Raw genomic sequence first — 24,506 nt, 5'->3', positions numbered from 1 at the left:
GCTTCATGCCCAGCCCCCGCACCAGATCCAGCCCCAGGTCCAGCCCCAGGTCCAGCACTCTCCCCACGCCAGACCAGGTCCTCGCCGCCGTGCTGCCGGGCGCCCGCACGGCCGCCGCCATGCCTGCGGGCAAGCACGAAGTGGGCGCCAAGCTGCGCAAGGCGCGCAAGGAGCGCGGCCTGACGCTGCAGCAGGTGGCCGAAAGCAGCGGGCTGGCCGTGTCCACCATCTCCAAGGCCGAGCGCGGCCAGATCGCGCTGAGTTACGAGAAGGTGCTCATGCTGGGCAACGCGCTGGACATCGACATGACACGGCTGTTCATGGTCGGGGACGCCCAGCAGGCGGCCGGCGACACGCCCACCGTGGTCAAGGACTGCTTCGAGGACGTGCAGCGCTACGAGACCGACCAGTACCTCTACAGCGTGCTGTGCGGCGCCTTCCCGGGCAAGAAGATGCAGCCCCTGGTGGCCGTGATCAATGCGCGCGAGGCCGGCGAATTCTCGGAGACCATCCGCCATGCGGGCCAGGAGTTCGTGATGGTGCTCTCGGGCCGAGTGCGCATCCTGTTCGAGAACGGCGAATCGGTGGAACTGGGCCGCCACGAGGCCGCGTATTTCGACAGCGGCGTGGGCCATGTGTATGTGAGCCTGAGCCGCCAGCCGGCTCAAGTCGTCTCTGTCTGCAGCTGAAATGGTTAGCACCCCCTGAGCGGCTGCGCCGCTTCCCCCTCTCTCGCTACGCGGGAGGGGGACGACACCCTCGGTGCGGGGCGGCGCGGCCGGCATAGGCCCTTCCTCGGTGTCTCTGGCGTGGGGGTGCGCTAGTTTCATAGGTCGCGCCTCTTGTTTGGGGCGCAGGCCGTTTTTCTGGGGGAATCCTCGTGCCCGGCACGGCCGCCCCGGAGTTCCTACAATCGCTGCCCATGAGCCTGCCCCAGTACACCCGCGCCAAAGAGCTTCCCGCCATCCTTGCCAAGCGCCTCGTCATTCTTGACGGCGCCATGGGCACCATGATCCAGCGCTTCAAGCTGGGAGAGGCCCAGTACCGGGGCCAGGGCTACACGGGCCCCGGCAGCGTGGGCGACCGCTTCAAGGACTTCCCGCATGACGTCAAGGGCAACAACGAGCTGCTGTCGCTCACCCGCCCCGACGTGATCCGCGATATCCACGACAAGTACCTGGCCGCCGGCGCCGACCTGATCGAGACCAACACCTTCGGCGCGACCACGATTGCGCAGGACGACTACCACATGGCCGATCTGGCGCGCGAGATGAATCTCAAGAGCGCCCAGCTGGCCCGCGCGGCCTGCGACAAGTACAGCACGCCCGGCCATCCGCGCTACGTGGCCGGCGCCCTGGGCCCCACGCCCAAGACGGCCAGCATCAGTCCCGACGTGAACGATCCGGGCGCGCGCAACGTGAATTTCGAGCAGCTGCGCCAGGCCTACCTGGAGCAGACGCTGGCGCTGATCGAGGGCGGCTCCGACGTCATCCTGGTCGAGACCATCTTCGACACGCTCAACGCCAAGGCCGCGCTGTTCGCGGTGGACGAGGCCTTCGAGCAAAGCGGCGAATGCCTGCCCATCATGATCAGCGGCACGGTGACCGATGCCTCGGGCCGCATCCTGTCCGGGCAGACGGTGACGGCCTTCTGGCACAGCGTGCGCCATGCCAACCCGCTGTCCATCGGCCTGAACTGCGCGCTGGGCGCGGCGCTGATGCGCCCCTACGTCCAGGAACTGAACAAGGCCGCGCCCGAGACCTTCATCAGCTGCTACCCCAACGCCGGCCTGCCCAATCCCATGAGCGACACGGGCTTCGACGAGACGCCCGAGGTCACCAGCCGCCTGGTGCACGAATTCGCGTCCGAAGGCCTGGTCAACATCGTGGGCGGCTGCTGCGGCACCACGCCGGACCACATCGGCGCCATCGCCAAGGCCGTGGGCAGCACGCCCACGCGCCGCCTGTTCTACCCGGAATCGGCCTGATGGCCCGGGCGGAGCCTCTGACATGAGTTCGCCGCTGCCGCCCGTCCCGTCCCCTGCCGCAGGGCTGCCGCTGCCAGTGGCGGCACCAGTCTCCGGCCCGGCCGCTGGCGCGCCGGTGGCGCCGGATTCACCCGCGTCATCCGCCTCACCCTCCGTTCCCGTCACGCCGCCAGCGGCCACGGCCGTGCGCTGGTCGCCCGAGATGCTGCAAAGCCTGCGCCTGCAGGCCTTCGAGCAATTGGTGGCCCAGCTGGCGCGCCAGGTCCAGTCCAGCCCCGGCGCGCCCGCGCCGCAGTGGCCGGCCAGCGGCGTGTCCGAGGCGCTGGGCCGGCTGCTGGAGGCCTTGCTGGCCCAAGTAGGGACCCAGCAGGGCCAGGCCCTGCAGTTGCTCGCGGCCCAGCCCGGATCGGCCGCGTTGCTGCAGGCGCTGGCCACCGGCACGACAGCTGGTACAGCGGCAGGTACAGCGCCGGCCGGAGGGCAAGCGCAGCCATCGCAGAGTCCGCAGACGGGGACATCAGCCTCTGCCCAGGCCGCCGGCGCGCCGCAGGCGGCGTCTTCCTCGCCTGCATTGCAGGCCGCAGCCTCCCTGCAGCCCGCTGCTGCCGCAGTGACGCTGGCCGTGGCAGCCGCCAAGGCCAAGGTGGTGGATGCGCTGCTGGCCGGATCGGGACTGGCACCGCAGGCCGGTGCCAGCGCGCCTGGAGGGGTTGCAGGCGGCGCAACCCAGACCCTGCCCGCGCTGCAAAGCTGGTGGGTGCAGCAGGGCACGCTGCTGACGCCCCAGGGCGAGCGCGGCTTCACGCTGAGCCTGCAGGTGCCCCAGGCCTGGGCCCAGGCGCAGGGCGCGGCCATGGCGCTGGCGGCCGCATCGGCTTCCGCGCCGGGTGCGGCCCCTTTCACGGCTGCGGCGGCCCTGCCTGCGGGCGCTGCGCTGCCCTTGGCGGGCGCGCAGGCCACGGAGCCGGGCCTGCGCCTGCCGCTGGATGCCTCGCTGCAGTCCTTGGCCTCGGGGCCGGTGGCCGTGGTGGTGCAGCCGCGTGGCGCCGATGCGCTGCGCACCAGCGCCCTGCTGCTGCTGGAGCTGCAGCCGCTGCGCCAGCCGGGCGGCGCCATGGCGTCGCCGGCCGGCCTGGCCTCGGTGGCTTCGCTGTCGCCTGCGCTTGCGCAGGAGGTGCAGCAGATGCTGCAGCAGCGCAACGATCCCTGGCTGCACATGGCGGCGGCCCAGGCCTCGGGCGCCTTGCCGCGCGAGCGCCGCGCCTTCGAGCACCAGTCGCATTTCTGCACCACCGAAGGCTGCCAGTACGAGGGCCGCGCGCCCTGCGCCCAGCCTTTTTGCAGCGAGATGAACCGTCTCTGGGACGTGTCGCGCACCGAGCGCAGCCGCTGACGACCTGGCCCCGGCCCGGGGCCGCCACGCTACGAAACTGACCGGGCCTGACGGTGGCGTGGTCATCGCCGGCCCCAGCTTTCATAATGCCGGCTGTCGTTCGCCATCTGCGCGGATGACGTCTTTGGCCGGGATGTGCAATGAATGTGCAGCGATCATGCTGCGATCTGCATCCTGGCTGCCTCCAAGTCGCTGCAAGCCACCAGCCCGCCGCGCACCTTCCAGCCACCTCTGTCGTGGCAACCCCCGTCGCCGTTTGCGCATGCCCCCGGGCCGCGCCGGTGTTGTGCCATCTTTCATTTCCAGGAACCCGTTCAGGATGCGTTGTACCTCCCGCTTGACCCTTGCTTCTCTCGCCGTTGCGGCTGCCCTGCCGGTGGCTGCCCAGTCATCTGCCACAGGCTCCAACGTCACCATCAGCGGTTATCTCGACGCTGGCGTGTTCCGGGATTTCGACAAGACCAGCAAGCTGGGCACGATTCAGCGCAGCAACCTGGCGATTGCCGGTTTCGAGGACCTGGGCGGTGGCCTGAAGGCCACCTTCCGGCTGAGCACGCGCTTCGACCTGGACACGGGCCTGACCGAGGACTATCCGAAGAAGCCCTTCTGGCATGACGAGTCCACCGTGGGCCTGCAGGGCAGCTGGGGCCATCTGCGCCTGGGCCGCGCGCTCAGCGCCATGTGGAGCCAGGAGTGGCAGTTCGATCCCTGGGGCAACTTCAACCGCATCGCCTCGCCGGCCTGGCACATGGCCCACTACCTGACGCCGACCGACCGCGCCAGCAACAACGGCTCGCCCGAGTACGGCCGCATGTCCAACGGCGTGTTCTACGACTCGCCCAAGTTCGGCGGCTTTTCGCTGCACCTGAGCGCCTCGCCCGAGCGCACCGAGGCGCCGGGCCGCCAGGGCCGTGCGCGCTCGGTGTCGGTCAACTACGACCAGGGCGCGGTGGCGGCCATGCTGGCGCACGAGCGCAACGGCAGCGGCGACACCGACCTGTACATGGGCGGCAAGTACCGCATCGGCACGGCAGCGGTGATGCTGGCCTATGACCGCAGCAAGTCGGGCACGCCCGGCACGGGGCCCGACAAGTCGCGCATGGTCTCGCTGGGCGCCACCTACGGCATCGGGGCGACCACGCTCAAGGCCAGCTATGCACGCCAGCGGCTGGACCGCGATACCAACAACATGCTGTCGCTGGGCGCCGAGTACGCGCTGTCCAAGCGCACCATGCTCTACACCAGCCTGGGACACCAGCGCTACGAGAACCAGAGCTCGCGCACGGCCTTCGGCGTGGGCATGGCCCATTCCTTCTGATCAATGCGCTTCCCAGCGGCCTGACTGGGCAGCGCTGGTGATCCTGGCCAGGCCCGGAGCCGGCATGGGCTGAGGGGTTGCGGGCAGGGCGGTGAGTTCCAGGCCTTGCTCCAGCTTGAAGACGCTCACGGCCTGCTGCAGGCCATAGGCCTGCTCCTGCAGGGACTGGGCGGCGGCGGCGGCTTCCTCGACCAGGGCGGCGTTCTGCTGGGTGACCTGGTCCATCTGCGAGATGGCCTGGTTGATCTGCTCCAGGCCCGCCGTCTGCTCGACGCTGGCGGCCGTGATCTCTCCCATGATGTCGGTCACGTTGCGCACGCTGCTGACGATGTTCTGCATGGTCTGCCCGGCCTGCGCCACCAGGGCCGATCCGGTGCTGACCTTGCCGTTGGAGTCCTCGATGAGCAGCTTGATCTCCTTGGCCGCATCGGCGCAGCGCCGCGCCAGGGCGCGCACTTCGGCAGCCACCACGGCAAACCCACGGCCCTGCTCGCCCGCGCGGGCCGCTTCCACGGCCGCGTTGAGCGCGAGGATGTTGGTCTGAAAGGCGATGGCGTCGATCACGCCGATGATGTCGGCGATCTTGCGCGAGGAGGCATGGATGGCGCCCATGGTGTCCACCACCTGGGAGACCACCTCGCCGCCTTGCTGGGCGACGGCCGAGGCCGAGGCCGCCAGCTGGTTGGCCTGGCGCGCGTTGTCGGTGTTCTGACGCACCGTGACGGTGAGCTGCTCCATGGAGGCAGCGGTTTCTTCCAGCGAGCTGGCCTGGTGCTCGGTGCGCACCGAAAGATCGTTGTTGCCCGAGGCGATCTGGCTGGAGGCCGTGGCGATCGAGTCCGTGCCACTGCGCACCTGCCGGACGATGTGGATGAGGCTCTGGTCCATGCGGTGCAGTGCGTGCAGCAGCTGGCCTGTTTCGTCGGTGGTGGTGGCCTGGATGCGGCGCGTCAGGTCGCCTTCGGCCACGGCCTGGGCCACGCCCAGGGCCTCGTTCAGCGGACGCGCCACGATGCGCGCCAGCGTGAGCGCCAGGGCCAGCCCCAGCAAAATGCTGGCTCCCAGCAGGCCGACCACCCAGATGCGTGCGCTGCGGTAGAGGTCATTGGCGTGGTCGTTGGCCTGCTGTCCGCCTTCGTGGTCGATCTGCACCATGCGGTCGATCTGGTCATACAGGCGTCGGCTCAGCTCCAGCGATTCGCCCTGGGCCAGCACCAGGGCTTCGTCCTTGCGGTCATTGCGCGCCAGGGCCATGACCATGGCGTGCTCCTTGGCGTACTCGTTGCGCAGCCGGCCCAGTTCGTCGTAGGCGGCCTTCTCCGGCGCGGAGCTGATGAAGCTGGCGTAGTTGTCGTAGCTGGTCTGGGTCTTCTTCCACAGCTCGCCCATGATCCTGTCGAAGGCACCGATGTCCTGCTCGCTGGTGGATATCAGGTACTGCAGCTCGTTGACGCGGTAGCGGGCCGTGGTGGCGCGGATGTCGAGCAACATGCGTGATGAAGGCATCCAGCGCGTGGCGATATCGATGGACGCCTGGTTGATCCGGCTGAGCTGCAGCACGGCATAGAGGCCCACGAAGGTGGTCAGCGCCAGGACGGCCACGAAGGCCAGCAGCAGCTTGGAGGAGATCTTGAGATTGCGAAAGGCTTGCATGGCGAAGTCCTGTAGGCGTGTCCCTTGAACGGCAAGGGGGAAAAAAGGCGTGCAGCAGGGCGCACCTTGCCTGCCGTGCAGAGCAAGGTGGAACGGGTATCAGCGAAAGAGAAAACGGGGGCCGCAGTGCCCGCTCAGGGAGGGAACCAGCCCGAGGTCCGGCAGATGCGGCCCTTGATGCGGGGCCTCATGGCGCAGGCCCTGTCCGTGCGCCTGCGCTGCGGCGGGCGCTTCGCGGGCATGCCGCAGCGGCGGGGAGGATGCAGAGGATTGCGAACCATCCGCCTGCACCGTTTGGCACGCGGATACCCGCTGCGGCCAGGCGTTCGGCGGCGGCTGCCGCGCGCTGGGGGCGGGCATTGCGGGTAGTTGTCCTAGGGACTTCGGACAGGGAAAAAGTGGCTATCTGCATCTGTGGTGGGAATTATTTCCGCACCGTCTGAGGATGAGGATGCCCGCCATCTGATTTTGGATAGGACGTGTCCTAAAAGCCGTTTGCAGGCCCGCAGCCCAGCCATCCGCGTCCGCGGATGGCCGGTTTCAAGGCATCGGAAACTTCAGCGCATCAAGGCGACCGGCGTCTGTCGCCAGTCGCTTAGACCACGCCCTTGCCGCGCAGGGCCTGCAGCTGCTGCGCATCCAGGCCCAGGCGCTCGCGCAGCACCTCGTCCGTGTGCTGGCCCAGGGCGGGTGGCGCATGGCGCAGCGTGGTGGGCGTGTCCGACAGGCGCAGCGGGCTGGCCGTGGTCACCACGCGGTTGATGGTCTCGCCCGCAGGCGGCGTGGCGCCCGGATAGCGCTCCTGCTCCACGCGCAGGCCGCGCGCGCGCACCTGGGCATCGTCGAAGGCCTGGCCGATGTGGTTGATGGGGCCGCAGGGCACGGCCTTGTCCTCCAGCAGCGCGATCCACTCGGCCGTGGGCCGGCCGCGCGTGAGTTCGGCCATCAGCGGGATCAGCGCATCGCGGTGGATGACGCGGCCGGCATTGGTGGCAAAGCGCTCGTCGCGCGCCCAGTCCACGCCAGCGGCCCCGCAAAAGCGCGCGAACTGGCCGTCGTTGCCGATGGCCAGCAGCATGCGGCCGTCGGCCGTGGGGAAGTCCTGGTAGGGCACGACGCTGGGGTGGGTGTTGCCCTGGCGGCCCGGCACATGGCCGGTGTTCAGGAAACCCGCGCCCTGGTTGGCCAGCACGGCCATGGCCACGTCCAGCAAGGCCATGTCGATGTGCTGGCCCCGCCCCGTGTGGTGGCGCGCCTCCACGGCGCCCAGGATGGCCGTGGTCGCATACATGCCGGTGAACAGGTCGATCACGGCCACGCCCACGCGCAGCGGGCCGCCGCCGGGCTCGCTGTCGGCGCGGCCCGTGATGCTCATGAGGCCGCTCATGGCCTGCACCAGCAGGTCGTAGCCGGCGCGCGGCGCATAGGGCCCGGTCTGTCCGAAGCCCGTGACCGAGCAGTAGATCAGGCGCGGGTTCAGCGCGCTCAGCGAGGCGTAGTCCAGCCCGTAGCGCTTGAGGCCTCCGGTCTTGAAGTTCTCCACCACCACATCGCTTTGCATGGCCAGCTCGCGGATCAGCTGCTGGCCCTCGGCCGTGGCCATGTCCACGGTGACCGAGCGCTTGTTGCGGTTGCAGGCCGCGAAGTACACGGCGTTGTCCGAGGGATTGCCTTGCGCATCGGGGAAGAAGGGCGGGCCCCAGTGGCGCGTGTCGTCGCCCTCGCCGGGCTTTTCGATCTTGATCACGTCGGCCCCCATGTCGGCCAGGTTCTGGGTGCACCAGGGGCCGGCCAGCACGCGCGAGAGGTCGAGTACGCGCAGATGGCCCAGCGCTCCTGCGGTCTGGGTGGCCGTGTTGTGGATGGGGCTGGGGGAGGGGGTTTCTGTGTGGTTCATGGGCTGAGGCGGCTATCCCGGGCAGATGGGCCCATGCTACGGCGCGCGGACCTGCTGCGGCTTCGCATTTGTGAAAGCGCGCGTTCGCGCACGGGCCGGCACTGCGGTTTGTACTGACGCGCGCGGCTCAGTGCCGGAGCCTGCGGCTTTCTACAATGCCGGATGGCCATGCATTTCGATCTTGTGGATCTGCGCCTTATGGTGCACATCGCCGACGCCAACAGCATGACGCGTGGCGCGGAACTTTCCTTCATCTCCCTGCCGGCGGCCAGCACCCGCATCAAGAACCTGGAAGAGAGCATCGGCACCAAGCTGCTGTACCGCACCAGCCAGGGCGTGACGCTGACGCCGCCGGGCCAGGCCTTCGTCACCCATGCGCGCATGGTGCTGGGCCAGATCGAGCACCTGCGCGGCGACATGCAGGAGTACGTGCGCGGTATCAAGGGGCATGTGCGGGTGTTTGCCAACACCACCTCGCTGGGCGAGTTCCTGCCGCCCGTGCTGCGCCACTACCTGCGCCGCAATCCCGACGTGAACATCGACCTGCGCGAGCGCCTGTCGCACGACATCGTGCGTGCCGTGACCGAGGGGCAGACCGACATCGGCATCGTCGCCGGCCTGGTGCGCACGGAGAACCTGGAGACCCTGCCCTACCGCCGCGACCGCCTGGTGCTGGTGGTGCCGCGCGGCCATGCGCTCGATGGCGAGATGCAGATGGCCTTTGCCGACACGCTGGACCTGGACCATGTGGGCCTGCACGAATCCAGCGCCATCCATGCCTTCCTGCGCCAGGCCAGCGACCAGCTGCACCGGCCCATCAAGCAGCGCATCCAGGTGGGCAACTTCGAGACGGCCTGCCGCATGATCGAGTCCGGCGTGGGCGTGGGCGTGCTGCCCGAATCGGCCGCCAGCCGCCATGCGCATTCCATGGACATCGCCATCGTGCCGCTGTCCGATGCCTGGTCGGTGCGCGAGATGCAGATCTGCGTGCGCAGCCTGGAGGCCCTGCCGTCCTTCGCCCAGGAGCTGGTGGAGCTGCTGGTGGCCGACGCACAGGGCCGGCTCACGCTGGAGTAGCCGCCGGCCAACAGCAGCCCGCCGACCGCTGCCCGTTCAGTCGGCCTGGGCCGTGCCCCGGTCCAGCGTGGTCGGTGCCAGCCAGTACTTGAAGGTGCCGGTGGCCGTGGCCACGAGCTTTCCGTCTTCATCGAGCAACTGCGCCGCGCAGCTGCACAGGCTGCGGCTGGCGTGCACCACCCAGCCTTCGGCCAGCAGCGCGCCCTTGCCCGGGCGGTGGAAGCGGCTGCTCATCTCCACCGTCACGGCGGTCTGCGATGGCGCACCGGGCAGCTCGCCCGCGGCGCGCGACATCACGGAGTCCAGCAGCGTCATGAGCACGCCGCCGTGCGCGGCGGGCAGCTGGTTGAGCAGTTCCTCGCGCATGTGGGGCAGGCGCACATGGACCTTGCCGGGCGGCGCGGGCACCTGCGAGGCGCCGATCAGCCGCATGAAGGCATTGCGGTCGGGGGCCGGTGCGCTCATGCGGCTCATGCGGCGCGCGCCTCGCGCACCATGTTGCGCGCGATGATGACCTGCTGGATCTGGGTCGTGCCTTCGTACAGGCGGAACAGCCGCACGTCGCGGTAGAAGCGCTCGATGCCGAACTCGGCCAGGTAGCCCGAGCCGCCCAGGATCTGCACGGCGCGGTCGGCCACGCGGCCCACCATCTCGGTGGCAAACATCTTGCAGCACGAGGCCTCGGTGGAAACGTTGCGGCCCTCGTCGCGGCGGCGCGCGGCGTCGATCACCATGCACTCGGCCGCATACAGCTCGGCCTGGCTGTCGGCCAGCATGGCCTGCACCAGCTGGAACTCGCAGATGGGCTGGCCGAACTGCTTGCGCTCCAGCGCATAGTTCAGCGCGTCGCGCAGGATGCGCCGCGCCACGCCCACGCTCACCGCCGCGATGTGGATGCGGCCCTTGTCCAGCACCTTCATGGCGGTCTTGAAGCCCTGGCCTTCCTTCAGGCCGATGAGGTTGGCCGCCGGCACGCGCACGTTGTCGAAGAACACGTCGCAGGTGTGCGCGCCCTTCTGGCCCATCTTCACGTCGTTCTTGCCGAAGCTGATGCCCGGCGACTTCGCATCCACGATGAAGGCCGAGACGCCGCCCGCGCCCTTGTTGGCCGGGTCGGTGCGCGCCATCAGCGTGAACATGCCCGCATGCGGCGCATTGGTGATGAAGCGCTTGTTGCCGTTGACCACGTAGTGGTCCCCATCCCTGATGGCGGTGGTGCGCAGCGAGGCCGCGTCCGATCCCGCCTCGGGCTCGGTCAGCGCGAACGAGGCCATGATCTCGCCCGTGGCCAGCTTGGGCAGCCAGGCCGCCTGCTGCTCGGGCGTGCCGTCGATGAGGATGCCCTGCGAGCCTATGCCCACGGTCGTGCCGATCACCGAGCGGAAGGCCGGCGCGGTCTGGCACAGCTCGAAGAGCACGCGCACCTCTTCCTCCATGGTCAGTTCCAGCCCGCCGAACTGCTCGGGGATGGTCATGCCGAACAGGCCCAGGTTGCGCATCTCCTGCACGATGGACTCGGGAATCTCGTCGGTCTCGGCCACTTCGTTCTCGGCGGGCACCAGGCGCTCGCGCACAAAGCGGCGCACGCTGTCCAGCAGGGCTTCGAGGGTTTCTTGGTCGCGGATCATTGCGGTGTTCTTTCTTCTCTCTACGGAATCAAAGCGCTTCGGCCGTACCCAGCACAGCCGTGGACTGGCTGGAGAGGGTGCCGCCATTGCCATGGACCACGGCCGTGCGGTGGCGTCCCAGCTGGCGCTGGCCGGCCTCGCCGCGCAGCTGGCGCACGGCCTCGATCAGCGCAAAGATGCCGTACATGCCCGGGTGCACGCAGGACAGGCCGCCGCCGTTGGTGTTGACGGCCAGCCGCCCGCCGGGCGCGATACCGCCCTTGGACACGAAGGCGCCGCCCTCGCCCTTGGCGCAAAAGCCCAGGTCCTCCAGGAACAGCAGGGTGTTGATGGTGAAGGCGTCGTAGACCTGGGCCATGTCCATGTCGGCAGCGGTGAGCCCCGCCATGGCAAAGGCCTGGGCGCCCGACTGCGCGGCGGCCGTGGTGGTCAGGTCGGGCATGCAGGAGATCTGGCGGTTCCAGATGGCCGTGGCATTGCCCAGTACGTAGACGGGGGGGCGCGGCAGGTCGCGGGCGCGCTCGCCGCGCACCAGCACGATGGCGCCCGCGCCGTCCGTCACCAGGCAGCAGTCGCGCACGCTCAAGGGGCTGGCGATGGGGCGGGCCGAGAGCACATCCTCGATGGTCAGCGGGTCGCGCATGAAGGCTTCGGGGTTGAGCTGGGCCCAGGCACGCGCGGCCACGGCCACCTCGGCCAGTTGCTCGCGCGTGGTGCCGAACTCGTGCATGTGGCGCGCGGCCGCCAGCGCATAGGCGGTCACGGGCAGCACGGGCTCGTAGGGGAACTCGTAGGGCTGCGGGTCCAGGAAACGCCGCGCCGCCTGGCCTTCCTTGCGGCCGAAGGTGGCCGAGCGCTGGGCGCTGCCGTAGCACACCAGCACGGCCTTGCACTGGCCGGCCTCCAGCGCGCGGATGGCGGGCAGCAGGTGGGCGATGAAGCTGCTGCCGCCGATCATCGTGCCGTCCACATAGGTCGGGTTGATGCCCAGGTGCTCGATCACGGGCATGGTCCACATGCTGGCGTTGACGCTGCAGGTGGCCAGGCCGTCGATGTCCTGCATGGTCAGGCCCGCATCGGCCACGGCCGCATGGGCGGCGCGCACCAGCAGGGTCATGTCGTCCATGCCGGGGGCCTCGCCGCAGCCATAGGTGGCGGCGCCGGCAATGGTCACGCGCCCGCGCAGCGGGCGGTTCACGGCGGCGGCGTCCAGGGTGGATTGGGGGATGCGGGTGTTCATGCTGCACCTCCCTGCGATCCCTGTGCCGCCTGTCCGAGCGCGGGCTGGAACAGCACCAGGCCGCGTCCGTCCTTGCTCGCCACATGGGCGCTCACGCGCTGGCCTATGCGCACGTCGGCCGGCGCAATGCCTTCGACGCGGCCCATCATGCGCACGCCTTCGTCCAGGTCGATCAGGGCCACGTTGTAGTCACCACCGGCATCGCTCTTGCGCGCGACGGTGCTGGTGGAGTAGACCGTGCCCTGGCCGCTGGTGCGCACCCAGCGCAGCGGGCTGGCGCCGCAGTGCGGGCACAGCTCGCGCGGGATGAAGACATGGCGCGTGCATTGCGGGCACTGCTGTATGCAGAAGCGGCCGGCATCGAGTTCGGCCTGGTAGTGGGTCTGTGCGCTCAGGTGCATGGGCGGTGTTTCCGTTCTCGGTGTTCTTGGCGCTGCACCCGGCACGCGGGCGCAGCGGCTGTCCGCCAGCATGCCCGCATCGCGGGGCCGCTTCAATTCGCCAATCTGGAAGGGTGGCTTCACCAGTGCCGGCGCCCGGCTGTCAACCCAGGGTTGCTGCCTAGGCGGGCCGGCGGGCACGGCTGCTATGGTGTTTATGCATTCCCGGCCTTTTCTTCATACCCGCCCTGCGCCGCCTGCCAGCGCACCGAGGGCGCGCCGCTGCTTTGGCACAGCGTGGCGCCACAGGAAGGCCGGCAATGGCGCGCCGCACCCCGGCCCGTTCTCCGCTGTCGATCCCCACCCACCCAGGAGGTTTTTGCACATGACGGATACGCTGATCAAGGTTGACCTGAACCGCCCGCCCACCGACAACGAAAGAGTCCACAACCGCTGGCACCCGGACATTCCCATGGCCTGCTGGGTCCAGCCCGGCGACGACTTCATCCTGGAGACCTACGACTGGACCGGCGGCTTCATCAAGAACAACGACAGCGCCGACGATGTGCGCGACATCGACCTGACCACGGTGCACTACCTGTCCGGACCCGTGGGCGTGAAGGGCGCCCAGCCCGGCGACCTGCTGGTGGTGGACCTGCTGGACATCGGCGCCAAGCCCGACAGCCTCTGGGGCTTCAACGGCTTTTTCTCCAAAAACAATGGCGGCGGCTTCCTGACCGACCATTTCCCCTCGGCCCAGAAATCGATCTGGGACTTCAAGGGCATGTTCACCAGCTCGCGCCATATCCCGGGCGTGAACTTCCCCGGCCTCATCCATCCCGGCCTCATCGGCTGCCTGCCCGACCGGCCCATGCTGGAGATGTGGAACGAGCGCGAGCGCGCCCTGATCGCCACCGATCCCGAACGCGTGCCCGGACTGGCCAACCCGCCGTCGGCCGGCACGGCCCACATGGGCCAGATGCGCGGCGAAGCGCGCGACAAGGCCGCCGCCGAGGGCGCGCGCACCGTGCCGCCGCGCGAGCATGGCGGCAACTGCGACATCAAGGACCTCTCGCGCGGCGCCAAGGTGTTCTTCCCCGTCTATGTGGATGGCGCCGGCCTGAGCGTGGGCGACCTGCACTTCAGCCAGGGCGATGGCGAGATCACCTTCTGCGGCGCCATCGAGATGGCGGGCTGGGTGCACATGAAGGTCTCGCTGATCAAGGGCGGCATGGCCAAGTACGGCATCAAGAACCCCATCTTCAAGCCCAGCCCCATCACGCCGCGCTATGACGACTACCTGATCTTCGAGGGCATCTCGGTGGACGAGAGCGGCAGGCAGCACTACCTGGATGTCAATGTGGCCTACCGCCAGGCCTGCCTGAACGCCATCGAATACCTGAAGAAATTCGGCTACAGCGGCGCCCAGGCGTATTCCATCCTGGGCACGGCGCCCGTGCAGGGCCATATCAGCGGCGTGGTGGACGTGCCCAACTCCTGCGCCACGCTGTGGCTGCCCACGGGCATCTTCGACTTCGACATCAACCCCAACGCCGCAGGGCCTGTCGTCCAGTTCGACGGCAGCATCGACATGCCCCTGTCCCCCGACCTGCGCTGACGCCAAGGAGTCCGCCCATGCCCACCTACGACTATGACTGCGTGCAATGCGGCGGCTTCGAGGCCCTGCGGCCGCTGCGCCAGCGCGACGAGCCCGCGGCCTGCCCCGGCTGCGGCACGGCTGCTGTGCGCGTGCTGGCCGCCGCGCCCCGGCTGGCGCTGATGGCCGACGGCACGCGCCGCGCCATGGACACCAACGAGCGCGCGCGCCACGAGCCCGCCAGCTCGCGCGACTATGACCATGGCTATGCGCGCTTCAAGCACCCGGCAGGCTGCGGCTGCTGCGGATCGGGCCGGCGCAGCGCCACGGTGACGGCGCCCAACGGCGCAAAGTCCGCGCCCTCGCGGCGGCCCTGGATGATCAGCCACTAGGCGGCATCGGAGTGGACCGCTTCCCAGGGTTTCCACCGCTTGGGAGCCCTGGAAGCGCGCCTTCCACATTCGCGAAACACGGCGCAGGCCGGCTTGCCCAGAATGGGCCGCGCGGCAAGCCGCCGCCCGTTGCCCGGAGTTTCGCCATGCCCCCGTCTTCCCTCCCATCCTCTTGCCCGTCTTCCTTTTCGTCGCAGCGCCGCCGCCTGCTGTCCGCCGGCGGCGCGCTGGCTGCCAGCAGCCTGTTTCCCGCAGCCCGGGTGGCCCATGCGGCCGATGCCTGGCCCACGCGGCCCGTGCGCTTCATCGTGCCCTTTCCGCCCGGCGGTCCCGTGGACACCACGGCGCGCGCCTTCACCCAGAAGCTGGGCGAGATCTGGCAGCAGCCCAATCTGGTGGACAACCGCGCGGGCGCCGGCGGCATGGTGGGCGCTGCCCTCGCAGCCAAGGAGCCTGCCGACGGCTACACGCTGTTCGTGGGCTCCATCCACCATGCGGTGAACCCGGCGCTGCAGCCGAAGATGACCTACGACATAGAGCGCGACTTCGCGCCTGTGAGCTTTGCCGCCATGTTCCCGGTCTTCCTGGTGGCCCATCCCTCGGTGCCCGCCAGCAATGTGCGCGAGCTGATCGCGCTGGCCAAGTCCGGCAACGGCCTGAGCTTCGGCTCCTCGGGCAATGGCGGCGGCACGCACCTGGCCGGCGAGCTGTTCAACATGCATGCAGGCATCAAGCTGCAGCACATTCCCTACAAGGGCAGCGCGCCGGCCATGAACGACCTGCTGGGCGGCCAGGTGCAGCTGATGTTTGCCGATGCGCCCAGCGCGCTGCAGCACATCAAGTCCGGCCGCATCAAGGTGCTGGGCGTGGCCAGCCGCCAGCGTTCGGCCATGCTGCCCGAGGTGCCCACCATTGCCGAGTCGGGCCTGCCCGAGTACGAGGCCTATTCCTGGGCCGCGCTGTTTGCGCCGGCCCGCACGCCGCCCGCCGTGCTGGCGCGCATCAACGCCGACTTCAACACCGCGCTGCGCGATGCCGCCGTGCGCCAGCGCCTGCTGACGGCGGGCGCCGAGGCCGACCCCGGCACCCAGCAGCAGATGCGCGAGCGCCTGAGCAGCGAGCTGCGCAAATGGGCCCAGGTGGTCAAGGTGGCTGGCATCCAGGCGGACTGAGCGCGGCGGCGGGCCGGAGTCGGGGCAAACCCGGCTTCGCAGCGCTGCAACCCCGCCTTTCGCAATCGCGCATAGGCGGGCCGCTATGGCCTGCTTAGGCTTGCCTTCGGTATCCAGAAAAACAACCCCGAGACAAGGAGACGGATATGCGGAAAGGCTTGATGCGAGGCGGCTTGACCAAGGCGCGCGCTGCCGGCTGCGCGCTGGGCGCCGGCCTGCTGTGGGCGGCGGCGGCGCAGGCCCATCGAGGACTTCTTCGCCCAGAACGGCAAGGTGCGCGAGGACGGCCGCATGGTGCACGACATGTACCTGGTGCAGATCAAGAAGCCCGAGGAATCCAGATACCCCTGGGACTACTACAAGGTGCTCTCCACCATTCCCGGTGACGAGGCCTTCCGCCCGCTGTCCAAGAGCAGCTGCAAGCTGGTGAAGACATCATGAAGACACGCGCCGCCGTACTCACGAGAACGGGCGCAGCCGCGCCCTATCTGGCACCTGGTGGCCGAGGAGCGCACGCTCAAGGGCTGCTACATGGGCAGCTGCGTGCCGCGCCGCGACATCGACCGCTACCTGGCCCTGCATGCGGCCGGCAGGCTGCCGGTGGACCGCCTGGTCACCGGCCACCTGACGCTGGACCAGATCAACGAGGGCTTCGACCGTCTGGCGCGTGGCGAGGCCATACGCCAGATCATCCGCATGGAGGCCTGAGGTCAGGCTGATCAGCGGGGACCGGGGCTGCTGCTGCGGCTGTGTCCAAGCCAAGCACGGCGGTCAGGTGCCGTCGGGCAGCAGCTGGTTTTCCCAGCCGGTCAGCCGCTCGATGGCACGGGCCACCTGCAGGATGCGGGCCTCGTCGAAGTAGCGTCCCACCACCTGCACGGCCAGCGGCAGGCCTTGCGGCGACAGGCCGACCGGCACGCTGATGGCCGGGTGCCCGGTCACGTTGAAGGCATGGGTCTGCACCGGCCAGTGGCGGAAATGCGGCATGGGGTCGAAGCGCGGCGCCGTATCCAGGGTGATGGCGGTCAGCAGCACGTCGCAGCGGTCCAGGGCCGCGTCCACGCGGGCCGCCAGCATGCGGCGCACGCGCAGGGCGTTCAGGTAGTCCTCCGAGGACACGGTGGCGCCCAGCAGCAGCCGCGCCGCCGTGAGTTCGCCATAGTCCAGCGGGCGCGAGCGCAGGTCCTGCGCATGGATGGTGAACATCTCGGCACTGAGGATGACGCGGCCGGCCGCCAGGAACTGCTGGCTGTGGGGCAGGCTCACGTGGATGGGGCGGGCGCCGGCCTCGGCGAGCAGGGCGGCCGTGCGGTCGAAGGCCGACAGGAACGTGGGCGATGCCTGGGGCGACGACTGGAAGTGGTCCTGCGGCACGCCGATGGTCAGGCCCTTCACGCCCTGCTCAAGCCCCGTGCAGTAGTCGTCCACGGGTTCGGTGGAGCTGGCCGGGTCCAGCGGGTCGTGCCCGGCCAGCACCTGCAGCGCGATGGCTGCGTCCTCCACGCTGCGTGACAGCGGGCCGCAGTGGTCCAGCGTCCAGGCCAGCGGAAACACGCCGTGCTTGGAGACGCGGCCGTAGGTGGGCTTCAGCCCCACGGCGCCGCACCAGGCGGCCGGTATGAGGATGGAGCCGCCCGTGCAGGTGCCCAGGGCCAGCCGTGTGAAGCCCGCCGCAATGGCGGCGCCCGAGCCCGACGACGATCCGCCCGGGATATGGGCCAGGTCCCAGGGGTTGCGGGCCGCGGGAAACGGCAGGTCGGGGCTGGGCGCGCCGATGGCGAACTCGTGCGTGGCCAGCTTGCCCAGGATGATGGCGCCGGCATCGCGCAGGCGCCGCACCGGCGTGGAATCCTCCTCGGGCACATAGTCCAGGCTCAGCCAGGACTGGCAGGTGGTCGGCAGGCCGGCCACGTCGTAGACGTCCTTGATGGCCACGGGAATGCCGTGGAGCAGCGGCAGGTCGGCGCTTTCGGCGCGCGCCATGTCTGCGCTGCGCGCAGCCTCCATGGCACCGCTGGCATCGAGATTGGTGAAGGCATGGATGTCGATGTCCATGGCGCGGATGCGTCCCAGCGCCGCCCGGGTCAGCATCTCCGAGGTGGTCTTGCCGGCGCGCAGCGCGCTGGCCATCTGCCGTATGGAAAGTTCAGGACTGCCGCGCATGGTTGCTCTGACGGGAAATGGTGGTGTGGATGTGCGAGGGACCCGCCTCATGCGCCAGTTCGTTGACGAGGCCGCGGTGCTCCATCAGCAACTGATGCTCCGCCAGGATGGGTCCCAGCCGCTCGAAGGGGATGTCGATGCCGTGCTTTTTCAGCGCATTGAGCAATTCGTGCAGCGCATTGACATCGGGCCCTGCCAGTTTCTGCGGCGAAGGGGGTATTTCAGATTTTCGCGATGCCGGCATCACTGACCACCTTTCTCCATTTTCTGGCGTCGTCGGATACGAATGCCTTGGTGCCGCCCACGGATTTCCAAAGGGGAATGCTGCCAAGCTCCATGAATTTGCGCTGCACCTTTTCATCGGCCAGGATATTTTTCATCTGTGCATTGATGGCGTTCACTATCGCGGCCGGCGTGCCCTTGGGTGCCATGAGCACATTCCATGCGGTCTCGTTGAAATTGCCGAGCCGGGCCGGGCTTTGCTCGCTGAGCGTCTGCCAGTCGGGCATGAGGGGCGAGCGCTCGCGCGTGGCCACGCCCACGCGATTGACCTTGCCCTGGTTCACATACTGCTTGGCCGTGATCAGCAGGTCGAAGGCGATATCGACCTGGCCGCTGACCAGGTCGGCCATCATGGGCGCGGCGCCCTGGTAGGGGATGTGCAGCATGCGTATGTCGGCGGCCAGGCTCAGGGCCTCGGCCGCCATGTGGCCCGCGCTGCCATAGCCCGGCGTGGCATAGGTCAGCTTGCCGGGGCTGCGCCGCGCCAGCTCGATCAGGTCCTGCACCGACGACAGCTGCAGGCCCGGGCGTGTGATGAGCACCAGAGGACTGTCGTTGATGGTGGAGATGGCTTCCAGGTCGTTGGCCACGTCATACCCGGCCTGCGTGTACAGCGCGCCCGAGATGGTCTGGGCCGTGGTGCAGATCAGCAGCGTATATCCATCGGGACTGGCCTTGGAGACCTGGCGCGCGCCGATGTTGCCCGAGGCGCCAGGGCGGTTTTCCACCACCACGTTGACGCGCAGGCGTTGTGCAAGCTCCTTGGCGATGATGCGCCCCACGACATCAGTGCCACCGCCTGCCGGGAAAGGTACAACCAGCGTGATCTGCCGGTCTGGCCAGGCCGCATGAACCAGGCTGGCAGCGACTAGGAAAATACCTCCGAGAAACAGGCTGAGGATTCTTTTCATGGGCTTGATTCATGTGGTTGCGGGGGAGAGGATGCATGCCCTGTGCAGATCCGGGCCGACACGCCGGGATGCATCTCACGATGGATCCGGTAACTGCAGCCAAGGCCAAGGCAGGCGAAAAAATAATGAATTTGTTAAAACTATTGAAACATTGAGTGCCATAGTTTTACATCATGAAGGATGGGGTGCAAGGCCTGCGGATGCGCAATGTAGGGGTGTTGCGTCCATGCTGCAGAGGCCGGTTCCGGAAGGCGGTGGCGCGTGCGCACATCCGGACATGGGGCAGGGAAGGGGCAGGGCAAGACAAAGGTTGCACCGGCAGCGGTGCCGGCGCAACTGCTGGGCGGCCCGGGCTCAGGAAACGCGCAGCGCCTGTTCCTGCAGCAGGCGCTTGAGCACCTTGCCGTTGGGGCTGGTGGGCAGCTCGGCCAGGGGCACGATGCGGGCGGGCAGCTTGTAGGGCGCCAGCCGTTCGCGCAGGTGGGAGCGTGCTGCGGCGCTGTCCAGCGTGGCGCCGGGCTGCAGCTCGACGAAGGCGATGACCTCCTCGTTGCCATCGCCCTCGGGCCGCCCGACCACGGCGCTGCGCTGCACGCCGGGCAGCTCGTTGAGCGCCAGTTCCACCTCGGCCGGATAGACGTTGAAGCCCGAGCGGATGATCATTTCCTTGAGCCGTCCCACCACGAAGAGTGCGCCGTCGGCATGCAGCTCGCCCAGGTCGCCGCTGGCGTACCAGCCGCCCTCGCGCATCACGGCGGCCGTGGCCTGGTCATCGCGGAAGTAGCCATGCATCAGGCCGCGCCCGCGTATCCACAGCTCGCCGCGCTCGCCCACCGGCAGGCTGCGGCCCGTGGCCGGGTCCACGGCGCGCACCTCGGCGCCTTCCACCACGTAGCCCGCGCTGGTGTCGGGCCGCTGCTCGCCCTGTCGCGTGAGGTGGACCGACCCTGCGTATTCCGACAGGCCGTAGCCATGGTGCAGCGCCTGGCCGAAGGCGGCCTCCACGCGCTTTTTCAGCGTCAGGTCCAGCGGGCCGGCGCCGGTATAGACATAGCGCAGCGCAGGCGCCTGCGGGTGGGCAATGCCCTGCTCCTGCAGATAGGCCAGCAGGCGCGCGTACAGCGCGGGCGGCCCCTGAAGCTGGGAGATGCCGTGGCGGGCCAGCGCATCCAGAAGATCGGCGGGGTCGAACTGCGGGCGCATCACCATCTGCGCGCCCGCATGCAGCGAGGCCAGCAGCACCGTGCCCAGCCCGAAGATGTGGGTCATGGGCACGAAGGCGTAGCTGCGGTCCTCGGGGCCCAGCCCGCGCGACGCGGCCGAGACGCGCGCGAACAGCGTCAGCGCGTCATGCCCCACCATCACGCCCTTGGGCGTGCCCGTGGTGCCCGAGGTGAAGATCAGCGCCGCCACCTCGTCCTGCAGCGTGCCGGATTCGGCCACGGCCTGCGCGCGCACGGGGCTGTGCTGCATGCCGGCCAGGGCCGAGTCGCCTGCGCCAAAGCGCCGCGCGTGGCCGCTGGCGCTGTCCGATGCGGCCGAGGTGAAATACACCACGCGCGCATCGGCCTTGGCCGCAAAGGCATCGATCTCGCCGGGCGCCATGCGTGCGTTCACGCCGCAGGACCAGGCGCCCACGCGGCTGCAGGCCAGGATCAGCGCCGCATGCTCGGGGCAGTTCTCGGCCACGACCAGCACGCGGTCGCCGGGCCGCACCTGCAGCGCGCGCAGCTCGGCCTCGGCCGTGTCCGCCAGCGCGCCCAGGTCGGCAAAGCTCAGGCTGCTGCCGTCGGGCAGGTGGATGAAGGGACGCTGCGGCGCTTCGGCCAGCCAGCGGTCCAGCAGATGGTGTATTCGTTGATTCATGCTCCGCGTATCCCTCAGTCCACCACAATGCCTTGCGTGACGGTGGCCCACATCGCGCGCTCCTTGGCACCGCGCTCGGCCAGTTTCTGGGGGGCGCCGGTCCACTCTTCGTAGCCCAGTTCCTTGAGGCGCTTGCGCAGCTCCGGCTGGGCCAGGGCGGCGTTGATGGACTTGTTCAGGCGGGCCACGAGTTCAGGCGACATGCCCTTGGGGCCGTAGACGCCATACCAGCCGCCCACGTCGAAGCCCTTGAGGCCTTCGATGCCGGATTCGGCAAAGGTGGGCACATCGGGCAGCGAGGCATTGCGCTGCGGCGAGGTCACGGCCACGGCGCGCACCTTGCCGCTCTGGATGTAGGTGCTGGCGGTGCTGATGATGTCCAGCATCATGCTCAGCTGGCCGCCGATCACGTCGGTCATGGCCGGTGCGTTGCCCTTGTAGGGGATGTGGTTCATCTCGATGCCGCTGCGCCGCGCGAACAGCAGCGCGCCCAGGTGGTTGGAGCCGCCCACGCCGGCCGAGCCGTAGTTGAGCTTTTGCGGATGGGCCTTGGCGTAGGCCACGAGCTCGGCCGTGGTCTTGTAGGGCTCGTTGTTGTTGACCACCAGCACGTTGTAGTAGCTGAGCACGGGCGCCACGGGCGTGAGGTCACGGGCCGGGTCGAAGGACATCTTGCTCATCACGTTGGGGCTGATGGTGATGGTGGGGCTGGCCGCGAACCACAGCGTCAGCCCATCGGGCTTGGCGCGCACGACCTCGCTGCCGGCCATGGTGGCGTTGGCGCCGGGCTTGTTCTCCACCACCACCGAGGCGCCCAGCTCCTTGGTCAGCGCCACGCTGAGCAGGCGGGCGCCCTGGTCCACGGGGCCACCGGCCGAGTAGCCCACGATGAGGCGCACGGGCTGCGCGTCCTGCGCGGCGGCGGGGAGGGCGGTCAGGGTGGCCAGGGCGGTCACCAGGGACGCCAGAAGCGGGGCATGGGCCAGGGTGGCCAGGGCCTTGCGGCGGTGTTGGGCGGGCATGTGCATGTCTCCTGCAAAAAATGAATGAAGCGCTGCCGTGGCCTGCACGGCGGCGCGCCCGGTCTGCGCCGGACATGCAGGCAATGGTGCGCACGCCTGCGCTTCTTGGGAATCTGCTTTTGCCTAAGCCGGGGTTTGCCGGCTGTTAGGACGTCCTAGGAAGACAGGTCCGCGCCCGCCTCCTCGGCGCCCGCCTGCCAGCTGGGTGCGGCGGTGACGATGGCCTCGCGCAGGAACTGCTGGAAGGCGCGGGCCGCCATGGTGGGCTGGCGGTCGGGCATGCGCACCAGGTACATGACATTGCCCAGGCCGGAGAACACCACTTGGTCCAGCACGGCCACCAGGGTGCCGCCGGCCAGCGCGGCCGAGGTTACGTAGTCGGGCAGCAGGGCCAGGCCCAGGCCGTCCAGCACGGCGTCGTACAGCAGGCGGTAGTCGCCCGATTGCAGCGAGGGCAGCACATCGAGGGCAGCGGCGACGCCATCGTCGCCGCTGCCGGTCAGCCAGGCCAGCCTGCCGCCCATGGCCAGCGGCAGGATGAGGCGGGCCTGCAGCAGGTCGGCAGGCGCGCGCAGGGGCCGGCCCAGCGACTGCTCCAGCGCCTGCAGGCAGGCGGGCGTGGCCACGAAGTTCCAGCGCACATCGCACAGCCGCGTGGCCACCAGATCGTCCAGCGGCGCGGAGGTGATCTGCACCGCCAGATCGACCTTGGAGGCCACGAGGTCGGCCATCTGGTCGTTGATCAGCAGGCGCAGGCGGATGTCGGGATGCTCGCGGCAAAAGCCCAGGATCAGCGGCTTGAGATAGAAATGCCCGAAGCCGGTGGGCACGCGCACGCCCACCTCGCCGCTCACGGTGGAGCGCAACTGGTGGATGGCATCGCGGGCGCGCTGCAGCTCCTCCATCATGGCCAGGCAGCGCCGGTACAGCAGCTGGCCGGCCTGGGTGAGCTCCACATTGCGCGTGGTGCGGCGCAGCAGCTGCGTGCCCATCTCGGTCTCCAGCGCACGCAGCCGGCGCGAGACGTTGGAGCGCGTCATGCCGCCGCGCTCGGCCGCCCGCGTGAGGCTCTTGGCCTCGGCGATGTCGATGAAGACGCGGCACAGGTTCAGGTCCATCTCGCATTCTTTGCGGGGCCGGGGCCGGCCATTGTTGATCGGGAGTCACCAGGCCTGGCCTGCTGGCGAGGATTGTGGCGCCTGCCCTGCCTCCCTAGCATGGAGGAAACCATGGCGAAAGGCCGCAGACCGTGAACCAAGAAGCTTTGCAAACCGCGCCGCCGGCGCCCCTGGCGCACTACCGTGTGCTCGATCTGAGCCAGGGCGTGGCCGGCCCCTACTGCACCCACCTGCTGTCGCGCCAGGGCGCCGAGGTGATCAAGGTCGATCCGCCCGAAGGCGACTGGGCGCGCCACGTGGGCATCTCGCGCGATGGGCACAGCAGCCTGTCGGCCACCTACAACGCGGGCAAGCGCAGCATTGCCGTCGATGCGCGCCAGGCCCAGGGGCGCGCGCTGCTGCTGCGGCTGGCGCGCGAGGCCGACATCGTGGTGCAGAATTTCCGCCCCCAGGTCGTGCAGCGCATGGGCGTGGACTACGACAGCCTGCGCGCGGCCGGCCTGGACCCGGTGTACGTCTCCATCAGCGGCTACGGACCCACGGGGCCGTATGCCGACCGGCCCGCCACCGACTCCGTCATGCAGGCCGACACGGGCTTGATGACCAGCAACCGCGACGCGCAGGGCCAGCCCCAGCGCGTGGGCCTGCTGCTGGCCGACATCGCGGCCGGTGTCTACGCCGCACAGGCGTGCACGGCGGCCCTGCTGGGCAAGGCGCGCAGCGGGCGCGGGCGCCATGTGGAGCTGAACCTGTTCGAGGTCTGCTGCGCCCTGCAATCCACGGTGCTGGCCGAAGACACGCTGCGCGGCGGCCAGCCTGCCGAAGGGGTTAGCGCTCCCAACGGCGTGTTCGCCACGGCCGATGGCTTCATCACCGTGCTGGCCCTGAACAACGACCAGTTCGAACGGCTGTGCCGCGCGCTGGACCTGCCGCACTGGCTGCAGGACGCGCGCTTTGCCTCCAATGCGGGCCGCATGGCTCACCGCCATGTGCTGCATGCCGGGCTGCAGGCCTTGCTGGCGCAGCAGCCGCGCGCCCACTGGGAGCAGCGCCTGGCGGCGCAGGGCGCCCTGCATGCGGGCGTGCGCACGCTGGCCGACGTGGTGGCGCACCCCCAGGCCGTGCACCGCGCATCGTTCGCCACGCTGGCGCAGCCCGGGTTCGGGCCGCTGCTGTATGCGGCGTCGCCCTGGCCGGCAGACGCAGCAGCTTCCGGTGCATCCCTTGGCGCCGCGCCGCGCACGGGCGAGCACACGCGCCAGATCCTGGCCGAGGCCGGCTGCACGCCGCAGGAGATGGAGCAATGGATGGCCAGCGGCGTGGTGCACCAGTGCGCGCAGGAGGTCATGGCATGAGCGCTTCCACATCCACGTTCACACCCACCTCTCCGGACACCTCCCCGGACACCTC

At 69.1% G+C, this 24,506-nt stretch carries 22 protein-coding genes and 1 pseudogene; 11 read left to right on the top strand and 12 right to left on the bottom strand.

Annotated elements, in window-relative coordinates:
• Positions 1 to 5: 5 nt before the first annotated feature.
• The 4 genes from AC57B5_RS19925 to AC57B5_RS19910 all read left to right on the top strand — a co-directional run bounded on the left by AC57B5_RS19925 (position 6) and on the right by AC57B5_RS19910 (position 4,698).
• Entirely contained in the window at positions 6 to 689 is a 684-nt protein-coding gene (locus AC57B5_RS19925) for a helix-turn-helix domain-containing protein (RefSeq protein WP_185750967.1), read from the top strand.
• 233 nt (positions 690 to 922) lie between these two features.
• Positions 923 to 1,987 (top strand): homocysteine S-methyltransferase family protein, encoded by a 1,065-nt coding sequence (locus AC57B5_RS19920; RefSeq protein ID WP_043823294.1) that lies wholly within the window; start codon positions 923 to 925, stop codon positions 1,985 to 1,987.
• A gap of 22 nt (positions 1,988 to 2,009) precedes the next feature.
• A complete protein-coding gene (locus tag AC57B5_RS19915) occupies positions 2,010 to 3,380 on the top strand; it encodes a Fe-S oxidoreductase (RefSeq protein ID WP_496400190.1) in 1,371 nt (456 codons plus the stop codon).
• A gap of 319 nt (positions 3,381 to 3,699) precedes the next feature.
• Positions 3,700 to 4,698, top strand: coding sequence for a porin (locus AC57B5_RS19910; protein ID WP_012202110.1), 999 nt, complete (start codon positions 3,700 to 3,702; stop codon positions 4,696 to 4,698).
• Here the strand turns inward: AC57B5_RS19910 and AC57B5_RS19905 are convergent, their stop codons facing one another.
• Positions 4,699 to 6,351: a methyl-accepting chemotaxis protein gene (locus AC57B5_RS19905; protein ID WP_496400189.1), complete on the bottom strand. Its 1,653-nt coding sequence runs from the start codon at positions 6,349 to 6,351 to the stop codon at positions 4,699 to 4,701.
• Between the two features lie 595 nt (positions 6,352 to 6,946).
• Positions 6,947 to 8,248, bottom strand: coding sequence for a CaiB/BaiF CoA transferase family protein (locus tag AC57B5_RS19900; RefSeq protein ID WP_088166499.1), 1,302 nt, complete (start codon positions 8,246 to 8,248; stop codon positions 6,947 to 6,949).
• Positions 8,249 to 8,410: 162 nt separating this feature from the next.
• On the opposite strand from AC57B5_RS19900, the gene AC57B5_RS19895 reads away from it, so the two are divergent.
• Positions 8,411 to 9,325: a LysR family transcriptional regulator gene (locus AC57B5_RS19895; RefSeq protein ID WP_012202113.1), complete on the top strand. Its 915-nt coding sequence runs from the start codon at positions 8,411 to 8,413 to the stop codon at positions 9,323 to 9,325.
• 36 nt (positions 9,326 to 9,361) lie between these two features.
• Here the strand turns inward: AC57B5_RS19895 and AC57B5_RS19890 are convergent, their stop codons facing one another.
• Genes AC57B5_RS19890 through AC57B5_RS19875 form a run of 4 tightly spaced genes read right to left on the bottom strand, consistent with a single transcriptional unit; the run spans position 9,362 to position 12,594 of the window.
• Positions 9,362 to 9,790: a PaaI family thioesterase gene (locus AC57B5_RS19890; RefSeq protein WP_096914373.1), complete on the bottom strand. Its 429-nt coding sequence runs from the start codon at positions 9,788 to 9,790 to the stop codon at positions 9,362 to 9,364.
• A gap of 5 nt (positions 9,791 to 9,795) precedes the next feature.
• Positions 9,796 to 10,953, bottom strand: coding sequence for an acyl-CoA dehydrogenase family protein (locus AC57B5_RS19885; RefSeq protein WP_097204717.1), 1,158 nt, complete (start codon positions 10,951 to 10,953; stop codon positions 9,796 to 9,798).
• Positions 10,954 to 10,981: 28 nt separating this feature from the next.
• Entirely contained in the window at positions 10,982 to 12,193 is a 1,212-nt protein-coding gene (locus tag AC57B5_RS19880) for a thiolase family protein (protein ID WP_496400188.1), read from the bottom strand.
• Positions 12,190 to 12,594 (bottom strand): Zn-ribbon domain-containing OB-fold protein, encoded by a 405-nt coding sequence (locus AC57B5_RS19875; protein WP_496400187.1) that lies wholly within the window; start codon positions 12,592 to 12,594, stop codon positions 12,190 to 12,192. The genes AC57B5_RS19880 and AC57B5_RS19875 overlap by 4 nt, the downstream gene beginning before the upstream one ends.
• A 364-nt stretch (positions 12,595 to 12,958) precedes the next feature.
• Here AC57B5_RS19875 and fmdA point away from each other — a divergent pair, with 364 nt between their 5' ends.
• The 5 genes and pseudogenes from fmdA (at position 12,959) to AC57B5_RS19850 (ending at position 16,442) form a co-directional block, all read left to right on the top strand.
• Positions 12,959 to 14,191, top strand: a complete 1,233-nt coding sequence (gene fmdA, locus AC57B5_RS19870) for a formamidase (protein WP_013800071.1) — start codon at positions 12,959 to 12,961, stop codon at positions 14,189 to 14,191.
• A 17-nt stretch (positions 14,192 to 14,208) separates the two neighbouring features.
• Positions 14,209 to 14,562 carry an FmdB family zinc ribbon protein gene (locus AC57B5_RS19865; RefSeq protein ID WP_496400186.1) on the top strand — a complete coding sequence of 118 codons (354 nt, stop codon included), beginning with the start codon at positions 14,209 to 14,211 and terminating at the stop codon, positions 14,560 to 14,562.
• A gap of 146 nt (positions 14,563 to 14,708) precedes the next feature.
• A complete protein-coding gene (locus tag AC57B5_RS19860) occupies positions 14,709 to 15,734 on the top strand; it encodes a tripartite tricarboxylate transporter substrate binding protein (protein WP_034397659.1) in 1,026 nt (341 codons plus the stop codon).
• A 231-nt stretch (positions 15,735 to 15,965) separates the two neighbouring features.
• Positions 15,966 to 16,175, top strand: a pseudogene (locus AC57B5_RS19855) (ABC transporter substrate-binding protein); the annotation flags it as partial.
• 57 nt (positions 16,176 to 16,232) lie between these two features.
• A complete protein-coding gene (locus AC57B5_RS19850; protein ID WP_063327789.1) occupies positions 16,233 to 16,442 on the top strand; it encodes a hypothetical protein in 210 nt (69 codons plus the stop codon).
• A 63-nt stretch (positions 16,443 to 16,505) separates the two neighbouring features.
• Here AC57B5_RS19850 and AC57B5_RS19845 read toward each other — a convergent pair whose 3' ends face one another.
• The 6 genes from AC57B5_RS19845 to AC57B5_RS19820 form a co-directional block, all read right to left on the bottom strand.
• Complete coding sequence (locus AC57B5_RS19845; protein WP_013800076.1) at positions 16,506 to 17,897, bottom strand: amidase; 1,392 nt, start codon at positions 17,895 to 17,897, stop codon at positions 16,506 to 16,508.
• Positions 17,881 to 18,141, bottom strand: coding sequence for a hypothetical protein (locus AC57B5_RS19840; protein ID WP_013800077.1), 261 nt, complete (start codon positions 18,139 to 18,141; stop codon positions 17,881 to 17,883). The genes AC57B5_RS19845 and AC57B5_RS19840 overlap by 17 nt, the downstream gene beginning before the upstream one ends.
• Entirely contained in the window at positions 18,119 to 19,090 is a 972-nt protein-coding gene (locus AC57B5_RS19835; RefSeq protein ID WP_071953887.1) for a tripartite tricarboxylate transporter substrate binding protein, read from the bottom strand. Before AC57B5_RS19835 ends, AC57B5_RS19840 begins: the two co-directional genes overlap by 23 nt.
• Positions 19,091 to 19,444: 354 nt before the next feature.
• Positions 19,445 to 20,956, bottom strand: a complete 1,512-nt coding sequence (locus AC57B5_RS19830) for a class I adenylate-forming enzyme family protein (RefSeq protein WP_496400185.1) — start codon at positions 20,954 to 20,956, stop codon at positions 19,445 to 19,447.
• A 14-nt stretch (positions 20,957 to 20,970) separates the two neighbouring features.
• Positions 20,971 to 21,978 carry a Bug family tripartite tricarboxylate transporter substrate binding protein gene (locus AC57B5_RS19825; protein WP_013800080.1) on the bottom strand — a complete coding sequence of 336 codons (1,008 nt, stop codon included), beginning with the start codon at positions 21,976 to 21,978 and terminating at the stop codon, positions 20,971 to 20,973.
• 155 nt (positions 21,979 to 22,133) lie between these two features.
• Positions 22,134 to 23,096: a LysR family transcriptional regulator gene (locus AC57B5_RS19820; protein WP_496400184.1), complete on the bottom strand. Its 963-nt coding sequence runs from the start codon at positions 23,094 to 23,096 to the stop codon at positions 22,134 to 22,136.
• A gap of 131 nt (positions 23,097 to 23,227) precedes the next feature.
• Here AC57B5_RS19820 and AC57B5_RS19815 point away from each other — a divergent pair, with 131 nt between their 5' ends.
• On the top strand, positions 23,228 to 24,451 hold the full coding sequence (locus AC57B5_RS19815) for a CaiB/BaiF CoA transferase family protein (protein ID WP_496400183.1): 1,224 nt from the start codon (positions 23,228 to 23,230) through the stop codon (positions 24,449 to 24,451).
• The last annotated feature ends 55 nt before the right edge of the window (positions 24,452 to 24,506 follow it).

The sequence above is a fragment of the Delftia sp. BGA-UO-ETr-SB1 genome (genome assembly GCF_059567865.1).
Note: the sequence above shows the minus strand (reverse complement) of the source record. Positions and strands in the feature narration are given on the sequence as shown.